The 17211-nt window shown below is 70.3% G+C and carries 13 protein-coding genes; 9 read left to right on the top strand and 4 right to left on the bottom strand.

Going from position 1 to position 17211, the window contains the following annotated elements:
- The first annotated feature begins 15 nt into the window (after window positions 1–15).
- From WMF45_RS11135 to WMF45_RS11125, 3 genes are all read left to right on the top strand, one after another.
- A complete protein-coding gene (locus tag WMF45_RS11135) occupies window positions 16–1893 on the top strand; it encodes a DNRLRE domain-containing protein (protein WP_437716889.1) in 1878 nt (625 codons plus the stop codon).
- A 222-nt stretch (window positions 1894–2115) separates the two neighbouring features.
- On the top strand, window positions 2116–4119 hold the full coding sequence (locus WMF45_RS11130) for a L,D-transpeptidase family protein (RefSeq protein ID WP_437716888.1): 2004 nt from the start codon (window positions 2116–2118) through the stop codon (window positions 4117–4119).
- 62 nt (window positions 4120–4181) lie between these two features.
- A complete protein-coding gene (locus WMF45_RS11125) occupies window positions 4182–5366 on the top strand; it encodes an acyl-CoA dehydrogenase family protein (protein ID WP_437299045.1) in 1185 nt (394 codons plus the stop codon).
- A 108-nt stretch (window positions 5367–5474) separates the two neighbouring features.
- On the opposite strand, the gene WMF45_RS11120 is transcribed toward WMF45_RS11125, so the two are convergent.
- Together WMF45_RS11120 and rplC are read right to left on the bottom strand one after the other, a co-directional pair.
- Window positions 5475–6080 (bottom strand): SAM-dependent methyltransferase, encoded by a 606-nt coding sequence (locus WMF45_RS11120; RefSeq protein ID WP_437716887.1) that lies wholly within the window; start codon window positions 6078–6080, stop codon window positions 5475–5477.
- Window positions 6081–6149: 69 nt separating this feature from the next.
- Window positions 6150–6848 carry a 50S ribosomal protein L3 gene (rplC, locus tag WMF45_RS11115; protein WP_437716886.1) on the bottom strand — a complete coding sequence of 233 codons (699 nt, stop codon included), beginning with the start codon at window positions 6846–6848 and terminating at the stop codon, window positions 6150–6152.
- A gap of 347 nt (window positions 6849–7195) precedes the next feature.
- On the opposite strand from rplC, the gene WMF45_RS11110 reads away from it, so the two are divergent.
- On the top strand, window positions 7196–7705 hold the full coding sequence (locus WMF45_RS11110) for a hypothetical protein (RefSeq protein WP_437716885.1): 510 nt from the start codon (window positions 7196–7198) through the stop codon (window positions 7703–7705).
- Between the two features lie 33 nt (window positions 7706–7738).
- On the opposite strand, the gene WMF45_RS11105 is transcribed toward WMF45_RS11110, so the two are convergent.
- Together WMF45_RS11105 and WMF45_RS11100 are read right to left on the bottom strand one after the other, a co-directional pair.
- On the bottom strand, window positions 7739–8143 hold the full coding sequence (locus tag WMF45_RS11105; protein ID WP_437716884.1) for a cupredoxin domain-containing protein: 405 nt from the start codon (window positions 8141–8143) through the stop codon (window positions 7739–7741).
- A 130-nt stretch (window positions 8144–8273) separates the two neighbouring features.
- Window positions 8274–9020 (bottom strand): Bax inhibitor-1/YccA family protein, encoded by a 747-nt coding sequence (locus WMF45_RS11100; RefSeq protein ID WP_437716883.1) that lies wholly within the window; start codon window positions 9018–9020, stop codon window positions 8274–8276.
- 308 nt (window positions 9021–9328) lie between these two features.
- Here WMF45_RS11100 and WMF45_RS11095 point away from each other — a divergent pair, with 308 nt between their 5' ends.
- From WMF45_RS11095 to WMF45_RS11075, 5 genes are all read left to right on the top strand, one after another.
- Window positions 9329–10450: a DUF4419 domain-containing protein gene (locus WMF45_RS11095; RefSeq protein ID WP_437716882.1), complete on the top strand. Its 1122-nt coding sequence runs from the start codon at window positions 9329–9331 to the stop codon at window positions 10448–10450.
- Window positions 10451–10594: 144 nt separating this feature from the next.
- Window positions 10595–11848, top strand: a complete 1254-nt coding sequence (locus WMF45_RS11090; protein ID WP_437716881.1) for a hypothetical protein — start codon at window positions 10595–10597, stop codon at window positions 11846–11848.
- A gap of 45 nt (window positions 11849–11893) precedes the next feature.
- Window positions 11894–13012 (top strand): hypothetical protein, encoded by a 1119-nt coding sequence (locus WMF45_RS11085; RefSeq protein ID WP_437716880.1) that lies wholly within the window; start codon window positions 11894–11896, stop codon window positions 13010–13012.
- Between the two features lie 25 nt (window positions 13013–13037).
- Window positions 13038–15473 (top strand): DUF2169 family type VI secretion system accessory protein, encoded by a 2436-nt coding sequence (locus WMF45_RS11080; RefSeq protein ID WP_437716879.1) that lies wholly within the window; start codon window positions 13038–13040, stop codon window positions 15471–15473.
- Window positions 15470–17209 carry a pentapeptide repeat-containing protein gene (locus tag WMF45_RS11075; protein WP_437716878.1) on the top strand — a complete coding sequence of 580 codons (1740 nt, stop codon included), beginning with the start codon at window positions 15470–15472 and terminating at the stop codon, window positions 17207–17209. The genes WMF45_RS11080 and WMF45_RS11075 overlap by 4 nt, the downstream gene beginning before the upstream one ends.
- The last annotated feature ends 2 nt before the right edge of the window (window positions 17210–17211 follow it).

Genomic DNA, 17211 nt, shown 5'->3' with positions numbered 1-17211 from the left:
AGGAATCGAACGATCATGAGAGGGTCTCGGCATCTGCTCCTGGCGTCTCTCGCCGCCGCCTCCGGCGCGGCGCTCGCCGGGTGCGTCGGCGCACAAGACGAAGGTGACGAGCTGCTCGGTGAGGCGCAGCAGGCCGCGACGGTCTGTGTGACTCTCCAGCGCACCGGCACGACGGGCGTGGTCAAGGATGCCCTCATCAATTCGACCTATCCCAACTACACGCCCACCGGGGCTGACATGTACGCCGGCGAGAGCTCCGGCTCCCAGCTGCGTGGGCTGATCGCGTTCGATCTCTCGTCGATCCCTGCCAACGCCACCATCGTCTCGGCGGATCTCTACCTCTACATCGGCGCCGTGACCCCCGAAGAGATGCGCGTGCACCGGGTCACGACGCCCTGGGACGAGAACACCGTGACGTGGAACTCGCACTCGACCGCCTGGGATGACACGGTCCTGGGGACCTTCACGGCGAGCTCGCAATACACGTACACTTACCACACGCTCAGCCTCACCAGCACCGTACAGAGCTGGGTGAACCGCACCGTCGCGAACAACGGCGTGTACTTCACGCAAACCATGAATCGCACCCACATCCGAACGAGCGAGGCCTCGCTGGATCGGCGGCCGTATCTCCGCGTCTGCTACGACAGCGAGACAGGGGGCACGACGGCGACGTCGAGCAGCTCCAGCGCCTCGACGACCTCCTCCACGACGTCGAGCTCCAGCGCCTCGACGACCTCCTCCACGACGTCGAGCTCCAGCGCCTCGACGACCTCCTCCACGACGTCGAGCTCCAGCGCCTCGACGACCTCCTCCACGACGTCGAGCTCCAGCGGCGCGGGCGGCGCGGGCGGCGCGGGCGGCGCGGGGGGCTCGGGTGGAGCGGGCGGCGGAGGCGGGGGCGGCGTGCCTGGCCTGCCGATCAGCTGCAACAGCGGCACTCCTGGCGCAGGCGCCAATTGCGGCGTCGAGGGGGGCGATAACTGCTGCTCGACCCTTCCGGTCCAGGGCGGCACGTTCAACCGGCTCAACAACGCGGGTCTGCCGGCGACGGTCAGCAGCTTCTATCTCGACAAGTACACGGTCACGGTGGGGCGCTTCCGGCGGTACCTCGAGCAGACCGGCGGCCCGACCCAGGCCAACCCGCCGGCCGCCGGCGCGGGTGCGCACCCGAAGATCGCGAACAGCGGCTGGGACCCGTCGTGGAACACGTATCTCGCGGCCAACACGGGCGCGCTCAAGACGGCGCTCATCTGCGATCCCTATGGATGGCCGTCCTGGAGCGACACGCCGGGAGCCAAGGAGAAGAAGCCGATCGTCTGCGCGACGTGGTACGAGCTGTTCGCGTTCTGCGCGTGGGACGGCGGCCGGCTGCCGACCCAGGCGGAGATGAACTACGCCTCTGCCGGCGGCAACGAGCAGCGGATCTTCCCGTGGGGCGGCTCGAGCGTCGAGAGCATCATCGGCGTCAACCAGGACGGCTCCACGGATGTCACACGGTATGCCTCCTGGTGCTGCCAGGGCGACGGCACGGTCGCGGGGGATGGAACGAACCGCTGCCTGGTGGAGCCGTACCCGAGCAACTATCCCTGCGCGCACGCCGATCTCACGGACGTCGGCAAGTTCCCCCAGGGCGCCGGGCGGTGGGGGCAGCTCGACCTGGCTGGCAACGCGTACAAGGCCACCCGTGACGGTTCGGACAACTATCAGCTGCTGACGCCCTGCAACGACTGCTCGCGGCTCGACAACACCTCGAGCGGGCGCTTCATGCACGGCGGCAGCTTCCTGGCCGCCGGGTACAAGCAGACGACGGACTTTCGGGCTTCCTACGCGGGCACCTCGCGGCGCTACTACGTCACAGCGACGTGCGCGCGCGATCTCCCCACGCCGTGACGCCGCTCCGGCCGGCGGCCCGGCGAGGCGAATGCGCGCCGCGCTGGTGAAGCCGGCGGGCGCGGGTCCGCCGCGCACCTCGTGCCAAGGCGCCCGCCGGCCCTGCCGGGCCTCCCGGGCGGGCGCCTCCTGCCGGCGAACTGCTCGCTCCCTGCCCTCCCGCTCTCCTGAGTGCCCCCCTTGAACTTGGCCCTCGCCGGTGCCCCCTGATACGCGCGCTCCATGCGCGTGAGAGGCATTTTCCTCCTGCCGGCGATGGCGCTCGCGACGCTGAGCGTGAGCTGCCCGCGCCCTGCCTCCGAGCCCGCCGCGACGTCCCCTGCGCCCGCCTCCGCCGTCACCGCGCCGCTCGCCGCAGCCGCGCCGACCGTCGCTGCCCCGGCGCCCTCCGCCGCCCGCGCGGAGGACGCCGCGCCGCCCGGCGAGGAGGCCGCGACGGCGCCGGGCGCGCTCGCCGCGGCGCCGGGCGGCGACCCGCTCGCGTTGCCGGCGCTGCCGCCGGAGCTCGTCGATGACGGGTCCGACAAGCTGCCCGAGATCGATCCTCCCCCGGCCACCTCGCCGACGGTGGCCGAGGAGGATGTCCACGAGCTCGCGAGCGTCGCCAGGGAGACGTGGATCTTCGCCGAACCGCGCTGGACCAGCCGGCGCATCGGGTACCTGCGTGCCGGCGCCGTGGTCGCGCGCAGGCCGGAGCCGTCCGGCAGGACGTCGTGCGCCGACGGCTGGTACCACATCGAGCCGAACGGCTACGTCTGCATCGGCGCCAGCGCGACGCTCAACATTCACGACCTCGCGGTCGAGGCATCGTCGCGCCGCCCTGTCCGCCGGTTCGCCTCGCCCACCTTGCCGGTCGTTCGTGGCGAGGCCGCGCCTGCCACGACACAGTCCGGCGAGGCCACACTTGCCGCCGCGCAGGCGGGCGAGACCGCACTTGCTGCAACGCAGCCGGGCGCAAACCCACTTGCTGCAACGCAGCCAGGCGAGACCGCACTTGCCGCAACGCAGCCAGGCGAGACCGCACTTGCCGCAACGCAGCCAGGCGAGGCAGCACTTGCCGCAACGCAGCCGGGCGCAAACCCACTTGCCGCAACGCAGCCGGGCGCAAACCCACTTGCCGCGACGCAGGCAGGAGACGCGACAGCCCTGCTCGGCGGCCTGCCCTACACGTACGTGATGTCTCGCTCCCCCACCCCGCCGCTCTATGCGCGCCTTCCGGACGGGGACGAGCAGCGCGGCGCCGAGCCCGACCTCGCCGGGCACCTGCTCCGCGCCGCGACCGCCGCGCGCGCTCCGGACTTCGTCGCGCCGCCGCCTCCGGACGCGACCCCCTCGGTCCTGCTCTACGGGCGGCCGGCGCCCGGGCTCGCCGGCGATCGCCGCTCTCCCGACGCGCTCGTCCTGGGCCGCGCCCGGACGCGCTCCGGCTTCGCCCTGCTCTCGACGTTCGATCACGACGGCCGCCGCTTCGGCCTGACGACCGACCTCGCCGTCCTGCCGCTCGACCGCACCCGCGTCATCCGGCCGAGCGCCTTCGCCGGGCTGGCGCTCCCGGAGGGCGTCACCTTGCCCGTGGCCTTCGCCAGGCGCCGCCACGCCGCGCGCCTCGTCCCGGGCGAACGCGGTGGCGTCACCCGCGCCCCGCTCCGCTTCCGCGAGGCGATCCCGCTGTCCGGCGCCTCGCGGCGCCTCGGCGGCATCGACTACCTCGAGGCGCGGGACGGCTCGCTCGTCCGCTCGGACGAGGTCGTGCGCGTCGACCCGCTCCCCAGGACGCCCGCGTGGGCGCTGCGCGGGCGGAAGTGGATCGACGTCTCGATCGACAAGCAGAGCCTCGTCGCCTACGAGGGCACCCGCCCGGTCTACGTGACGCTCGTCTCGACGGGGGCGGACGGCCTCGGCGACCCCAAGACGACGCGCTCCACCATCCAGGGGCTGTTCCGCATCCACACGAAGCATGTCACGGTCACGATGGACGGCGACGAGGAGGACGAGGATCCGTTCGACTTCCGCGACGTGCCTTTCGTCCAGTACTTCACGGAGGGCTTCGCGTTCCACGCGGCCTACTGGCACGACGATTTCGGCACCGCGCGCAGCCACGGCTGTGTGAACCTCTCTCCGCTCGACGCCGCCTGGCTGTTCGAGTGGACGACCCCCGAGGTGCCGGCCGAATGGCACGGCGCGCTCTCGCTACGGAAGGGCACGCTCGTCTCCATCCGCCCCTGAGCCGGCGGCCCGCCGGCGCTGCCCCTTCCGCGCCGCGCGCAGGCACGCTACACGCTCGCTCCATGGCCATCCAGGAGCCCCTCTCGCTCGATCAGCTCATGGCGATCGATCCGCTGCTCTCCGAGGAAGAGCGCATGATCCGCGATGCCGTCCGTCGCTTCGTGCGCGAGCGGTACCTGCCGCGCGCCGCGGACCTGTTCGCGCGCGAGGAGTTCGCGACCGACCTGATCCCCGAGATCGCCGCGCTCGGCCTGCTCGGGGGCTCGCTGACCGGCTACGGCTGCGCCGGCATGAACTCGGTCGCTTACGGCCTCGCGCTGCAGGAGCTCGAATATGGCGACAGCGGCCTGCGCAGCTTCGTGAGCGTCCAGGGCTCGCTGGCGATGTATCCCATCTGGAAGTACGGCTCCGAGGCGCAGAAGCAGCGCTGGCTGCCGAAGATGGCCGCCGCCGAGCTGATCGGGTGTTTCGGCCTGACGGAGCCCGACAGCGGGTCGGATCCGAGCTCGATGAAGACCCGCGCCCGGAAGGACGGGAGCTCGTACGTGCTGACGGGCACGAAGATGTGGATCACGAGCGCGCCCATCGCTGACCTCTGCGTTGTGTGGGCCAAGGTCGACGACGGAGGGGCCGAGTCCATCCGCGGCTTCGTGGTGGAGCGCGGGATGAAGGGCCTGGAGACCCCGCTCATCCACGGCAAGATGAGCCTGCGCGCCAGCCCGACCGGGGAGATCGTCCTGAACGAGGTGCGCGTGCCGGAGGAGAACGTGCTCCCGGGCGTGGTTGGCCTGAAGGGCCCGCTCGGCTGCCTGACGCAGGCGCGCTTCGGCATCGCGTGGGGCGCGCTGGGCGCCGCGCGCGCCTGCTACGAGACGGCGGTCTCCTATGCGCGCGAGCGAGTCCAGTTCGGCCAGCCGATCGCGTCACGGCAGCTCATCCAGTCGGAGCTCGTCGAGATGGCGACGGAGATCGCGAAGGGGCAGCTCATGGCGCTGCACTTCGGGCGGCTGAAGGACACGACCGGCATCAGCCCGGTGCAGGTCTCGCTGTGCAAGCGGAACAACGTGGGCTGGGCGCTCAAGATCGCGCGGACCGCGCGGGGCGTGCTCGGCGCGAACGGGATCCTGCTCGATTACCCCGTCATCCGGCACATGCTCAACCTGGAGAGCGTGTACACGTACGAGGGCACCGACGAGGTGCATTGCCTGATCCTCGGCAACGCGATCACGGGGCACAACGCGTTCTGAGAGGATGTCGGCGGGTGTTCAGAGCGGATTGACGGCCAAGGACGCCAAGAGAAGAGAGGAAGCTCAGGAGACCTCTCTTATCGGCTTCTCCTGAGCAGCGACAGGCGCCTACCCCGCCTTCCGCTTCAGCCCCACCAGGAAGATCTCCACGCTGCTCGCCCGCGTCCCCTCGGGCCGGATGCTCCGGACCTCCTCGCAGAGGTTCCGCAGCGCGTCCCGGGCCTTCACGAAGTCCTCGCTCATGAAGATCTTCCCGACGAACGCCCCGCCCGGCGCGAGCAGCGCCTCGGCCACGGCCACGGCGCGCATGAACAGCTCGTAGCTCCGGGCCTGGTCGGCGATCTTGCTGCCGCTCGTCGCGGGCGCCATGTCCGACAGCACCACGTCGTACGGCGCGAACTGCGCGAGCGCCTCGTTCGTCAGCGACAGCGCGTCCCCCTGCACCACCGTCGCCTGCGGGCCGAACGCCGCCGTGATCGGCGACAGATCCACCGCGAGCAGCTTGCCCCCCGCGCCGATCCGCTGCGCCGCGTACATCGACCATGACCCCGGCGCGGCGCCCAGGTCGAGCACCCGCTGGCCAGGGCGGAGCAGCCGCACCCGGCGATCGATCTCCTCGAGCTTGAAGACGCTGCGCGCAGGATAGCCCTGCGCCTTCGCCGCCTTCGTGAAGGCGTCAGGCCGCTTGTACGGGTTCTTCGGCTTCTGCGACACGGAGGGACGCTCGGCGGGCACGACCGGCGGGGCGCTCGCTCAGGGGAGCTGCCCCGCCGGCGGCCGGGATCAGCCGCCCTTCTTCTTGGTCGGCTGCTGCACCGGCACGATCCCCTTGCCGCCGCGCTTCTTCACGGCGCCGCGGATGGTCACCAGCTGGTTCTTCGGGCCAGGGACCGGGCCCTCGATGAGGATCAGGTTGTCCTCGGGGAGGAGCTTCGCGATCTTGAGGTTGAGCGCGCTCACCGTCTCGTCGCCGTAGTGGCCGGGCATCTTCAGGCCGGGCAGCGTGCGGCCGGGGGTCATGTTCGTACCGATCGAGCCGCCGTGGCGGAAGTACTCGTGCGTGCCGTGCGAGCTGACCGCGCCGGCGAAGCTCCACCGGCGGATGACGCCGCTGAAGCCGCGGCCGCGCGAGCGGCCCTGCGCGTCCACACGCTGGCCCACCTCGAAGATCTCGTCGACCTTGAGCGCGGTCCCGATCTCGTACTTCGCCGCGTGCTCCGGGCTGCAGCGCAGCTCGCGCACGATCCGCTTCGGCGTCTGCCCCGACTTCTTGTACGCGCCGGCGACCGGCTTCGTCGTGTGCTTCTCCGCCCGCTCGCCGAGGCCGAGGATGAGGGCGCTGTAGCCGTCCTTCTCGAGCGTGCGCTTGCCGATGACGACGCAGCCCGCCTGCACGACCGTGCAGCGCAGGACCTCGCCCGTCTCGTTGAAGATCTGCGTCATGCCGATCTTCTTGCCGATGATGCCGGGATGCTGATTCATGATGGGATCGCCTTTCGCTCCGTCTGGGGTGGCTGAAACTGGCTCCGCGCGGCGCGCCGCGGGAGCGATCCCCTCGGCGCGCCTCGTCACGAGCCGGTTCGGAGCGAAGAACCGGGGCGGCTTCCCGCCGGGCACGTTGGGGGGCGCAGAGCTTACTCACGGGGCCCCCAAAGGGAAGCGAAAACCACCACCACAACGGTAATACAGACCACATCAAACGGAGACGCGCCGCGTCGTGTCGCGTCACGACCGCTCGGACATTGTCCTTCTGCGCGGACATTTCCTGTCTCTCCCTGTCATCGAAGTTCGGAGGAGCGGGCCTCACATTGGGTCATCGGAGGTCAGGGATGACAGACATCATCGCTCACGGTGAGCCGCGCGACGTCGAGCGCCTCATGGATCGTTACTGGTTCCTGCTGAGAGGCGAGGCGCACGGCGCCGGCGAGGACAGCGCGAGCGCGGCCCGGACCCGGGTGGTCCGCGACGGCGAGTTCGTCGTGGTGAGCATCGAGGCGTCGGCGCTCGGGTGGCCCGAGGGGACGCTGCTCTTCAGGTTCCGATCGGACGTGGCCCCCTGCGCCGAGTGCGTCGAGCGCGCGGCCGCGATCGCGCGCCACCGGACGCGCGGCATGCTCCGCTCGGGCGACGTGCGTGAGATGCTCCGCTTCGCCGTCGCCCGGTGCGCCGCCTCCGGCATCGACCTGGCTCACGCCGGCGCGCGCGTTCGAGGCGACGGGGCGCGCCGGGACGACGCGCCGGACAGCGCGGGGGAGCCCGCCTCGGGGAGGCGCCGCGCGGCGCAGGACGCGGGCGGCGGCGCGAAGCGCTACGACGCCGAGCTCTGGCTCATGCTCTGACGGCGCGCGCGTCTCGCGACGGGCGCGGCCGCGTCACGAGCCGACCACGTTGATGGTCGCCTTGACCATCGCCATCCAGCACTGAAGCACCATCTTCCCCTCCTTCTGCGGGGTGATGGCCACCTCGACCTGCGTGTTGAGCGGCAGGTCCTTCTCGATCTTCAGATCGGGAATCGCGATCGCCTTCAGACACTCGCTCTTCGTCGTCCGCGTGAAGCGCAGCACCACGGGCTCTCCCTTCTTCAGCTCGATCGTCGACGGGGAGAAGCCGCTGTCGTTCACCGCGATGTCGATGCGCTTGACGTTCGCCGGCGCGGCGAGCTCGGCGGCCGCCACCACCGGCGCCTCCTCGGCGGGCTTGTCGCAACCGAGCAAGGAGAGCGATGAGAGCGATGAGAGGGAGAGGGCAAGCGCGGTGACGAGGAGCTGCAGGCTCATGGTCAGCGCGTTCTTACCCGGCCCAAATGGCGCGTCAAGCCGCCCTCCAGCCGTCCGCCCCGGGCGAGAGACCCAGGGGAGGTCGGGCGCAGGCCGGCGCGCGCCGCGACCTGAACGCAGCGCGGCCGGCTCAAACGTGGCGGCCCGAGAGGATCTGCAGAATCGCCGAGAAGAGGTTGATGAAGTTGAGGTAGAGGTCGAGCGCGCCGCCGACCGGGTCCTCTTCGTTCGAGTGGAGCAGGCGCGACGTGTTGTAGAGGACGTATCCCCCGAACACGAGGACGGACACGCTGGCGATCGCGAGGCCGAGGAGCGTGCTCCCGAGCAGGGCGTTCAGCAGCATCGCGCCGAGGACGACCATGGCGCCCATCACCAGCCCGCTGGCCATGAACGACAGGTCCTCCCTCGAGAGGAAGACCCCCAGCGTGAGGCTCCCGAACGTGAGGACCGTCAGGATGAAGGTGTCCCGCACCGGGGCCGACGACAGGGTGCCGCCGAGGCCCGCCGCCGCCTGGGCCATGTAGAGCGCAGGCGCCGCCGTGACGCCCAGGACGGCCGCCATCCCGAAGAGCGCGAGGACGTTGACCCCGGGGATCTTGCGCACCGCGCGCGCGCCGAACATCACGCCGAACACGACGCCCATCGAGAGGATCGGGTGCTGCGCGAAGAGCTCGACCAGCGGCGGCATCTCGCGCCCCAGCGTCCCCTCCTCCACGTCCGGCGCCCCGATGTACAGCGCGCACATGGCGCCCAGGGAGGAGACCACCAGGCTCGCCGTGAAGAGCCCGTAGACCTTCTTGAGAAAGTCGATCCGCAGCGCCAGCTTCGGGCTGGCCGATACGCTCGCCCCGAGGGGACTCGCCTGGCGTGAGTTCATCTGCTGCGCTCCTCCTTCAGGGCGTCTCGCCGCGGCTGCATGAGCCCCTAGTCGTGCACCATTCACCCGGGACATGCAACACCACGGCGAGGCCCGCGGCATCAGCCACCCGCAAAAAATCACGCTCCAGCGACCGCGCGCGGGGTGGACAGCAGAAAGGTGCCGCGCCGGGGCACGCTCCACGTCTCCATGTCGCGCTGCCGCGGTGGGCAGCTGCACGCCCCCGTTGTCGGGCGCGGCACGCTCGTGTACCAAGGACGGCGCAGGATCACGAGCGCGCCGCGCAGCCTTGGGGAGCACGAGGTTTCATGAACGTCACGACGATCGCCGTTGCCGACGTCGAGCCCGCAACGGCGCCGTTGCCGGGATTCGATAGCGAGGCTGCGGTGCAGAGCCTGCTCGTCTCGAAGATCGAGGCCTCCTACCGCCACCGCCTGCCCCTCGTGGGACGCACGGACCTCCACCCGCTCGTCCAGGCCGCCTATACCGCCTTCACCCAGCGTTATCCCCTCGTGCTCTCGCCCGACGTGGTCTGGCTCTGCCTGGCGCGCGGCTTCACGTTCCACCTCGCCGCGAACGACGAGCATCGACGCCGCTTCCTCCCCGACGATCACGAGTTCTCGATCGTCGTCGATCGCCCGGACTTCACCCTCGGCGAGGTGAACCCGTGGCCAGCTTTGTTTCCGGACTTTTCCAGGCAGGTTTCGGCGCGGGTCGGCTCGCTGCGGGACCTCGTGACGTCCAATTTCTCCACCACGGGGCCTGTCGAGCGGGTGTCGTCGGAGCTCACGGTCGCGACCCCGCTCGCGCCGCACCACGCGTGGGAGCCGCCGTTCCCGGGCGACATGGTGTTCCCGCAGCGCGGGATCCCGCGCGTGTACCTGCTCGGCACGTCCGACGACTGGCGCTGGGTGCGCCAGCGCGTGGCGATGCTCGGCTCCGTCGGGCAAGATCGGTGGACCCGCGCGCTCCTGCCCGTGCTCGACCAGATCGCCGCCTCGGCGGAGGGGCGCGCCGACACGATGTTCTGGCGTGCGTTCTTCAGGTACGAGAGCTCGGCCGACGAGCTGACCGGGTGGATCCACGTGCTGTTTCCCTACCTGCGCGCGTGGCCCAACGACTACTTCGCCCCGAATCCCTATCTCGAGAGCTGGCACGAGCGATGGTTGACGGCGGAGGCCCGGAGCGACGCGCTCGGGGGCCTCGGCAACCCGCAGGGACCAGGGCTCTCCGAGATGCCGCCCGGCCTGACCAGCGCCCAGCTGCGCTTCATCGACGGGAGCAGGCGCGAGCATCCGATGGAGTTCATCAGCGGTCTCATCGGCGTGACGCAGGATCCGCACTCCCTCGCGCTGCTGCCGGAGTTCGTCTGGGCCATCGCGCACCAAGCCCCCGAGTCGGCGGCGCAGCGCCCCGCCGAGGCCTCGTGAGCCACGCCGCCCCGTGAGCCGCGCGCTCGATCACGGCGAGCGCGGCGAGCCGTTCGACGTGGACGGGCGGCTCCCGCTGACATAGGATTGTGCGGTCCGCGACACGGCGACGCCTTGCGTCGTCCATCACGCTCGGAGGCTCCAGTGTCCGGAGGCAAGTTTGCGCTCCTCGAAGTACCGGATCTGAATGGTGGGGAACCGTCCTACCTGCGCCTCGGGGCCGCCGCGCCGCTCGGCGAGAGCGCGGGCGACGATCTCGCCGAGCGGATTCAGACGTTCACCGACGACGACCGAAAGCGGGACGGCTCGCCCAATTTCGTGCCTGTGGGCGAGCGAAAGGCCGAGACAGCGAAGCTGCACACGAAGGGCGGCTGGCGCGATCACACCGACGGCAACCGCATCTCGACCACCAAGGGCGACAAGGTCGAGGTGATCGGGGGGAACTACCGCCTGCTCATCCTCGGCCGCGGGGAGCACCAGGCGGGCTGGGACGTGTCGGGAGGGCACGTCACCGAGGTCAGCGAGACCTTCGGCGGCGGCACAACGATCGAGTGGGTGCAGAACTACGGCGGGACGTGGAAGGTCGTCGAGACGACCATCAAGGGCGAGGTGCACACCCTCTACCACGGCGACGTCTACGACCATTACTTCGGGAAGATCAAGGAGAGCCAGACCGGCACGGACACGTTCCCCACGCTGAATGTCACCGACGATTTCATCGATGACAAGAACCCGCCCTCGCCCCAGGCGATCCCGACGGAGAACCCCACGATCGTCGACAGGACGTGGGCCAAGAGCATCTCGTCCTATACCGGCTCGGAGAAGCTGCCGGTGCCGTCGATCTCGGACGAGACCTGGGCGGAAGTGATGGTGACGAAGACGCACGCCACCTCGATGACCGACGAGACGACCGTCAAGGGGGAGTCGAAATCCACCCTGCGCGCCGCGTCGATCACGTCCTCCACCAAGGTCGACGGGACCATGGATGACCACACCGAGTCGGACATCATCAAGAGTTATACGAAGGCGAGCAAGATCATCTCCGAGACCCACGCCGACACCGAGGACGATATGTACGGCGACGCGGACTCCTACACGCAGGGCAACAGCAAGACCGTCGTCGAGGGGATCGAGACGACGATCAACATCGGGATGGTCAACGAGGTCGTCCTCGGGGGGATGATCGAGGCGACGCTCGGCGCGGAGGTGACCTTCACGGCCGGCGGCATCGTCGACGTGACCGTCGGGCTCAAGGCGGATTTCAGCTTGACCGGGACCATCGACGTCTCCGCCGGCCCCAGGCTCGAGATCAGCCCGGCGGGCGTGGAGCTCCACATGAGCAAGACGGAGATCGCGCTCGCCAACAAGATCGTCTCGGCGTTCAACCTCTTCGTTTGAGGGCGCGGGCACAACGCTCCACGCGCCACCGGATACGGAGCTCCCATGGCCGGCGATGGCAAGTACGGTATCCTCCATGTGCCTGATTTCGGCGACGGCATGTCGTCGTACCTGCGCATCGGCGCGGCCGAGGGCGACGAGTACACCTGGCGAGATCACACCGACGGCAACCGGGTCATCACAACCCGGGGCGACAAGGTCGAGGTCATCGGCGGCACGTACAAGATGACCGTCCTCGGACACCGCGAGTTCGAGGGCGGCTGGAAGGCGGAGGACGGGCAGATCAACGAGAAGAGCATCACCTTCTACGGGTCGGGCGAGTTCGACTTCATCCAGGGCCCCCGCGGCGAGAAGCGCCTGCGCGAGAAGACCGTGAAAGGCGAGGTGCACACCACCTACCACGGCGATGCCTTCGAGTTCCATTACGGCAGCAAGCTGGAGAGCGTCACCGGACACGACAGCCCGCCGCGCAACCTGGACGAGATCACGGACCCCTGGGGGCTCCCGCCTTCAGGCGTCCTCGGGGAGAACCCCACGATCGTCGACAGGACGTGGGCCAAGAGCATCTCGTCTTATACCGGCTCGGCGAAGCTGCGGGTGCCCTCGATCTCCAACGAGACCTGGGCGGATACGATGGTGTCGAAGACCCACGCCACGTCGATGACCGACGAGACGACCATCGACGGACCGTCGAAGTCGACGATGAAGGCAGGGTCGATCACGACCTCGACGACGGTCACCGGGACCATGGATGACCACACCGAGGCCGACATCATCAAGAGCTACACGAAGGCGAGCAAGATCATCTCGGAGACCCACGCCGACACCGAGGACGACAAGTACGGCGACGCGGACTCCTACACGCAGGGCAACAGCAAGACCGTCGTCGAGGGGATCGAGACGACGATCAACCTCGGCATGGTCAACGAGGTCGTCCTGGGGGGGATGATCGAGGCGACGCTCGGCGCGGAGGTGAGCTTCACGGGCGGCATCTCGGCGAGCGCCACGATCGGCCTGGAGGCGTCCGTCACCGTCGCCGCGTCGCTCGACGCCAGCATCGGGCCCACGCTCTCGATGGGGCCGGAGAAAGTGAAAGTCACCCTGGACCGGGGCAAGGTCGTGCCCGTCCGCACGAACATCGCGGCAGTCCACCTCATGACGTGACGCGCAAGCGCGACGACCCTCACGGATGGCGAACAAGAATCTCACCCCGTTCCTCTTCGGCAGCAAGGTCACCTCGCGGAGGCCGCCCCAGCCGGAGGTGACCCTGATCGTCCGGGCGAAGTTCATCCTCACGCCCGGAGCGCCGCTCTCCCTGCCCGAGGGCCACCCGGCGCTCGCGCAGGAGACGCTGCGCGGCGACGTGTTCCACGACGACGATCACGAGCAGACCGGCGAGTGCCTGTACCCGAGCGATCTGGCGGACTTCAAGCCCCAGGCCGACGTGCTCCTGATCGGCACGTGCCACACGCCGGGCAAGGCGCGCATGACCGAGTGTCCGGTGCGGTTCGGCGTCGGGTCCTGGTCGAAGATCCTGCGCGTGGTCGGCGAGCGCGTGTGGATGGATGGCCTGCTCGGGCCCGCCATGAGCGATCCCGTGCCGTTCGACCGGATGCCGCTCGGCGATCGGCGCAGCTTCGGAGGGCCGGGGCACCCGCTCAACCCGGTGGGCAGGGGCCACGGGACGCGCGAGCTCCCCAACGTCGAGGGCGCGGACGATCTGCTGCTGTCGCGCTCGGATCGGCCGGCGCCCGCGGGGTTCGGGCCCCTGTCGCCGAACCGGCCCGATCGGCGCGCCCGGGTCGGGAAGAACTACGGCAAGGCGTACCGCGAGAAGCGAGCGCCGTACTACGCCGACGACTTCGACTGGACGTTCTTCAACTCGGCCCGGCCCGACCAGTGGCTCCCGTACCTGCGCGGGGACGAGGAGCTCCTGTTCCAGAACCTCCACCCGGACGCGGACGTCTTCCGGTCGCGGCTGCCGGGCCTCCGGATCCGCGTCTTCGCGAACGACGCGGAGCGCGGGTTCCGGGAGGTGCCGATGCACCTCGATACGCTGCTCGCCAACCTGGACGAGGGGGCCCTGTTCCTCACGTGGCGCGGCCTCACGGAGGTGACCGACGACGACCTCTCGCGCGTCACCACGCTCGTCGCCTCCGAGCCGCTCGACGGGCCGGCGCTGCCCGAGGAGCATTACCGGGAGATCCTTGCGCGCTTCGAGGCCGATCCGCTCGAGATCGAGGAGCAGCTCGCGCCGGAGCTCAAGGAGGAGTGGGGGGCGCTGCAGGCGTTGCAGAAGCAGGGCGACGGCGCGGCGCCGCGCGACGGCGGCGGCGCGGCGGGGCTCGACCCGCTGTCGGCGCTGCTCAAGGCGCGGCTCGGCGACGTCGCGAAGCCGCAGCAGGAGAGGATCGGCCGGGCGATGGCGGGGCTCGCGGGCGTCGCGTTGCCGGGGGGGAAGGTCCTCGGCAGCGTCATCGCGGAGGCGCTGCGCAACCTGCCGAAGGCCTCGCAGGCCCTGCCGCCGATGAGCTCCGGCGCGTCGCCCATGCTGATGGACGCGGCGCTCCGGACGGCCTTCCGGCGCGTCGCGCGGGCGGTGGAGGAGGCGAAGGCGCTCGCGGCCGCGCGCGGGACCCAGGTCCCGGCGCTCGCGGCGTGGGACAAGCTCGCCGGCGATCCGAAGCTCGCGTCGATGGGCCTCTCCATGGCCCCGCCGCGGCCGCCCGGGCAGATCGGGCCCGGCAGCGACCTCCGCGACCAGGACCTGAGCGAGCAGGACCTGAGCGGCCGCGACCTGACGGGCGCGGACCTCACGGGCGCCCTTCTCACGGGCGCCAACCTCCGGGGCGCCAGGCTCACGCGCGCCATCCTCAAGCAGGCCGTGCTGTTCGACGCCGACGTGAGGGAGGCCGATTTCACGGGCGCGGACCTGAGCCTCGCCACCCTGCAGAGCGCCTCGGCAGAGCGCGCCGTCTTCCGCGACGCCACGCTGGAGGGCACCACGTTCGACGGGGCGCGGCTCATGGAGGCCGATCTCTCGGGCACGCAAGGGTCGCAGCTCGTCTTCTCGAGGGCGGACATGACGGCGGCCGTCGCGCGCGGAGCGGCGTGGGCCGTGGCCTTCCTGGAGGACACCGTGCTCGAGCGCGCGGACCTGTCGCAGGCCTCGCTCACGCGGTGTTTCGTGTCCAAGGTCAAGGGCGCCTCCGCCACGTTCGCGGGCGCCACCCTCACCGGGTCGAGCTTCTCCGGGTCCGACCTGACAGGCGCGATCTTCACGGGCGCGCGGGGCGACGGGAGCGTGTGGATGAGCGCGACCCTCACCGGCGCGGATCTCAGCCTCGCCGTGCTGACGGGCGCCCTCTTCAGCGAGGCCACGGCCGACGGCGCGATCTTCTTCGGGGCCAACGTGCGGGGCGCCCGGTTCGACCGGGCCAACCTCACGCGCGCCGACTTCACGCGGGCGAACCTCTTCGAGGCAGACCTGCTCAGGGCGCGGGTCCCGGAGGCGAAGTTCGTCGACGCGAACCTCTACGATGCAAAATTCTACGAGACCTCGGGATCCGGCTGTGATTTCAGGGGGGCGAACCTGAAGAAGTCGACGCTGGAGCGAGATCGATGACCCCGGACGAGCTGAGGGCGCTGCTCCAGGCGGGCGAGGCGCTCGAGGGCAGGACGCTCGGCGACATGGATCTGCGGGGGGCCGATCTCCGCAAGGCGCGGCTGCGCGGGGTGAAGCTCGGGCGGGTGCAGCTGGAGGGCGCGGACCTGTCGGGGGCCGATCTCCGCGGCATCAAGATGGCCTGGTGCGCGCTCCGCGGCGCGGACCTGTCGGGCGCTGATCTCCAGGGCGCGGCCGTCGCCCAGAGCGACCTCTCGGGCGTGAACCTCGCCGGGGCGAACCTCACGGGGGCGAGCCTGGTCCGCGGGCAGCTGACCGGGGCGAACCTGCGCGGCGCGCGGCTAGAGGAGGCGAACCTGGCCGAGTCGAAGCTCGCGGGGGCGGAGCTGTCCGGGGCGACCCTGAAGGGCACGCGGCTCGACCTTGCCGACCTGTCGGGCGCGGCGCTCGACGGGGTGACCGTCTCGCAGTCGTCGTTCACGCGGGCGGATCTCTCGGGCGCCTCGCTGTCGCAGGCGCGGATCGAGGGCTCGTCGTTCACCGAGGCGAACCTGACGCGGGCCGATCTGTCGGGCGCAGAGCTCGACACGGTGGTGTTCCTGAAGGCCGATCTCCGGGAGGCCGTGCTCCCGAAGAAGCTCACGAAGACGGTGTTCGACGGCGCGCGCCTCGGCCGGCTCGACCTCTCCGGGGCGGATCTCGCGGGCTCGGCGCTGGAGGGGATGGACTTCGCCGGGGTGAGCTTCGAGAACGCGAACCTCACGCTGTCGTCGCTCCAGGGCACGGACCTCCGGGGCGCGAGCTTCCGGGGCGCGACGCTCGACCAGACGGTGCTCGCGGGCTGCGACCTCACCGGCGCGGACTTCCGGGGCGCGACGGTGAGGTCGTGCATGCTGTACCGGGCGCGGCTGCCGGGCGCGGATCTCTCGGGCAAGGACCTCGAGATGGTGGTCTTCAAGGAGGCCGATCTCTCGGGCGCCGACCTGTCCGGATCGCGGCTCGTGCGCTGCGTGCTGGAGGGGGCCAACCTGACGGGCGCGAACCTGACGCGCGCGCTCGTCTCGCAGACCACGCTGCGGACCGCGGTCGTGGAGGGCATCACCTTCGAGAAGGCGATCTTCGACTGCGTGGACTTCTCCGGCGTGGACCTGACGCGGGCGTCGCTCTCCGGGCTGACCATCACGCGGTGCTTCTTCGTGCTCGGGAACCTCTCGGGGATGGACCTCTCGGGGTCCAACCTGTCGAACTGCGACTTCACCTCGTGCAACCTGGAGCGGACGCGCCTCGACAACGCCATCCTGGCGAACGCGAACTTCAAGGGGGCGAACCTGCGGCAGGCGTCGCTGGCGGGCGCGATGGCGAAGGCCGCCTTCTTCGGCGACGGCGTGCTCGCCGGCGCCGGGCTGACGCAGGCGATGCTCCGCAATGCGATCTTCGTGAAGGCCGATCTCTCGGGGGCGAACCTCGCGGGGGCCGACATCCGGGAGACGGTGATGCACGAGGTCCGCGCTGCCGGGGCGCTGTTCGTGGGGGTCAAGGCGCACCACGCCGATCTCTCGCACGCGGACATCTCGGGCGCCGACTTCACCGGCGCGGACCTGCACTGGGCGAACCTGCACCACGTCCGCGACGAGAAGACACGGTATCTCGATGCCAACCTCGCCACGGCGAGGCGCACGGACGTCGATCGCCTGGAGGCCGAGGCATGGATGCCGCCCGAGCGGCGCTCGCAATGAAG

The sequence above is a fragment of the Sorangium sp. So ce448 genome (assembly GCF_051520915.1).
GTDB classification, from domain to species: domain Bacteria; phylum Myxococcota_A; class Polyangia; order Polyangiales; family Polyangiaceae; genus Sorangium; species Sorangium cellulosum_B.
Note: the sequence above shows the minus strand (reverse complement) of the source record. Positions and strands in the feature narration are given on the sequence as shown.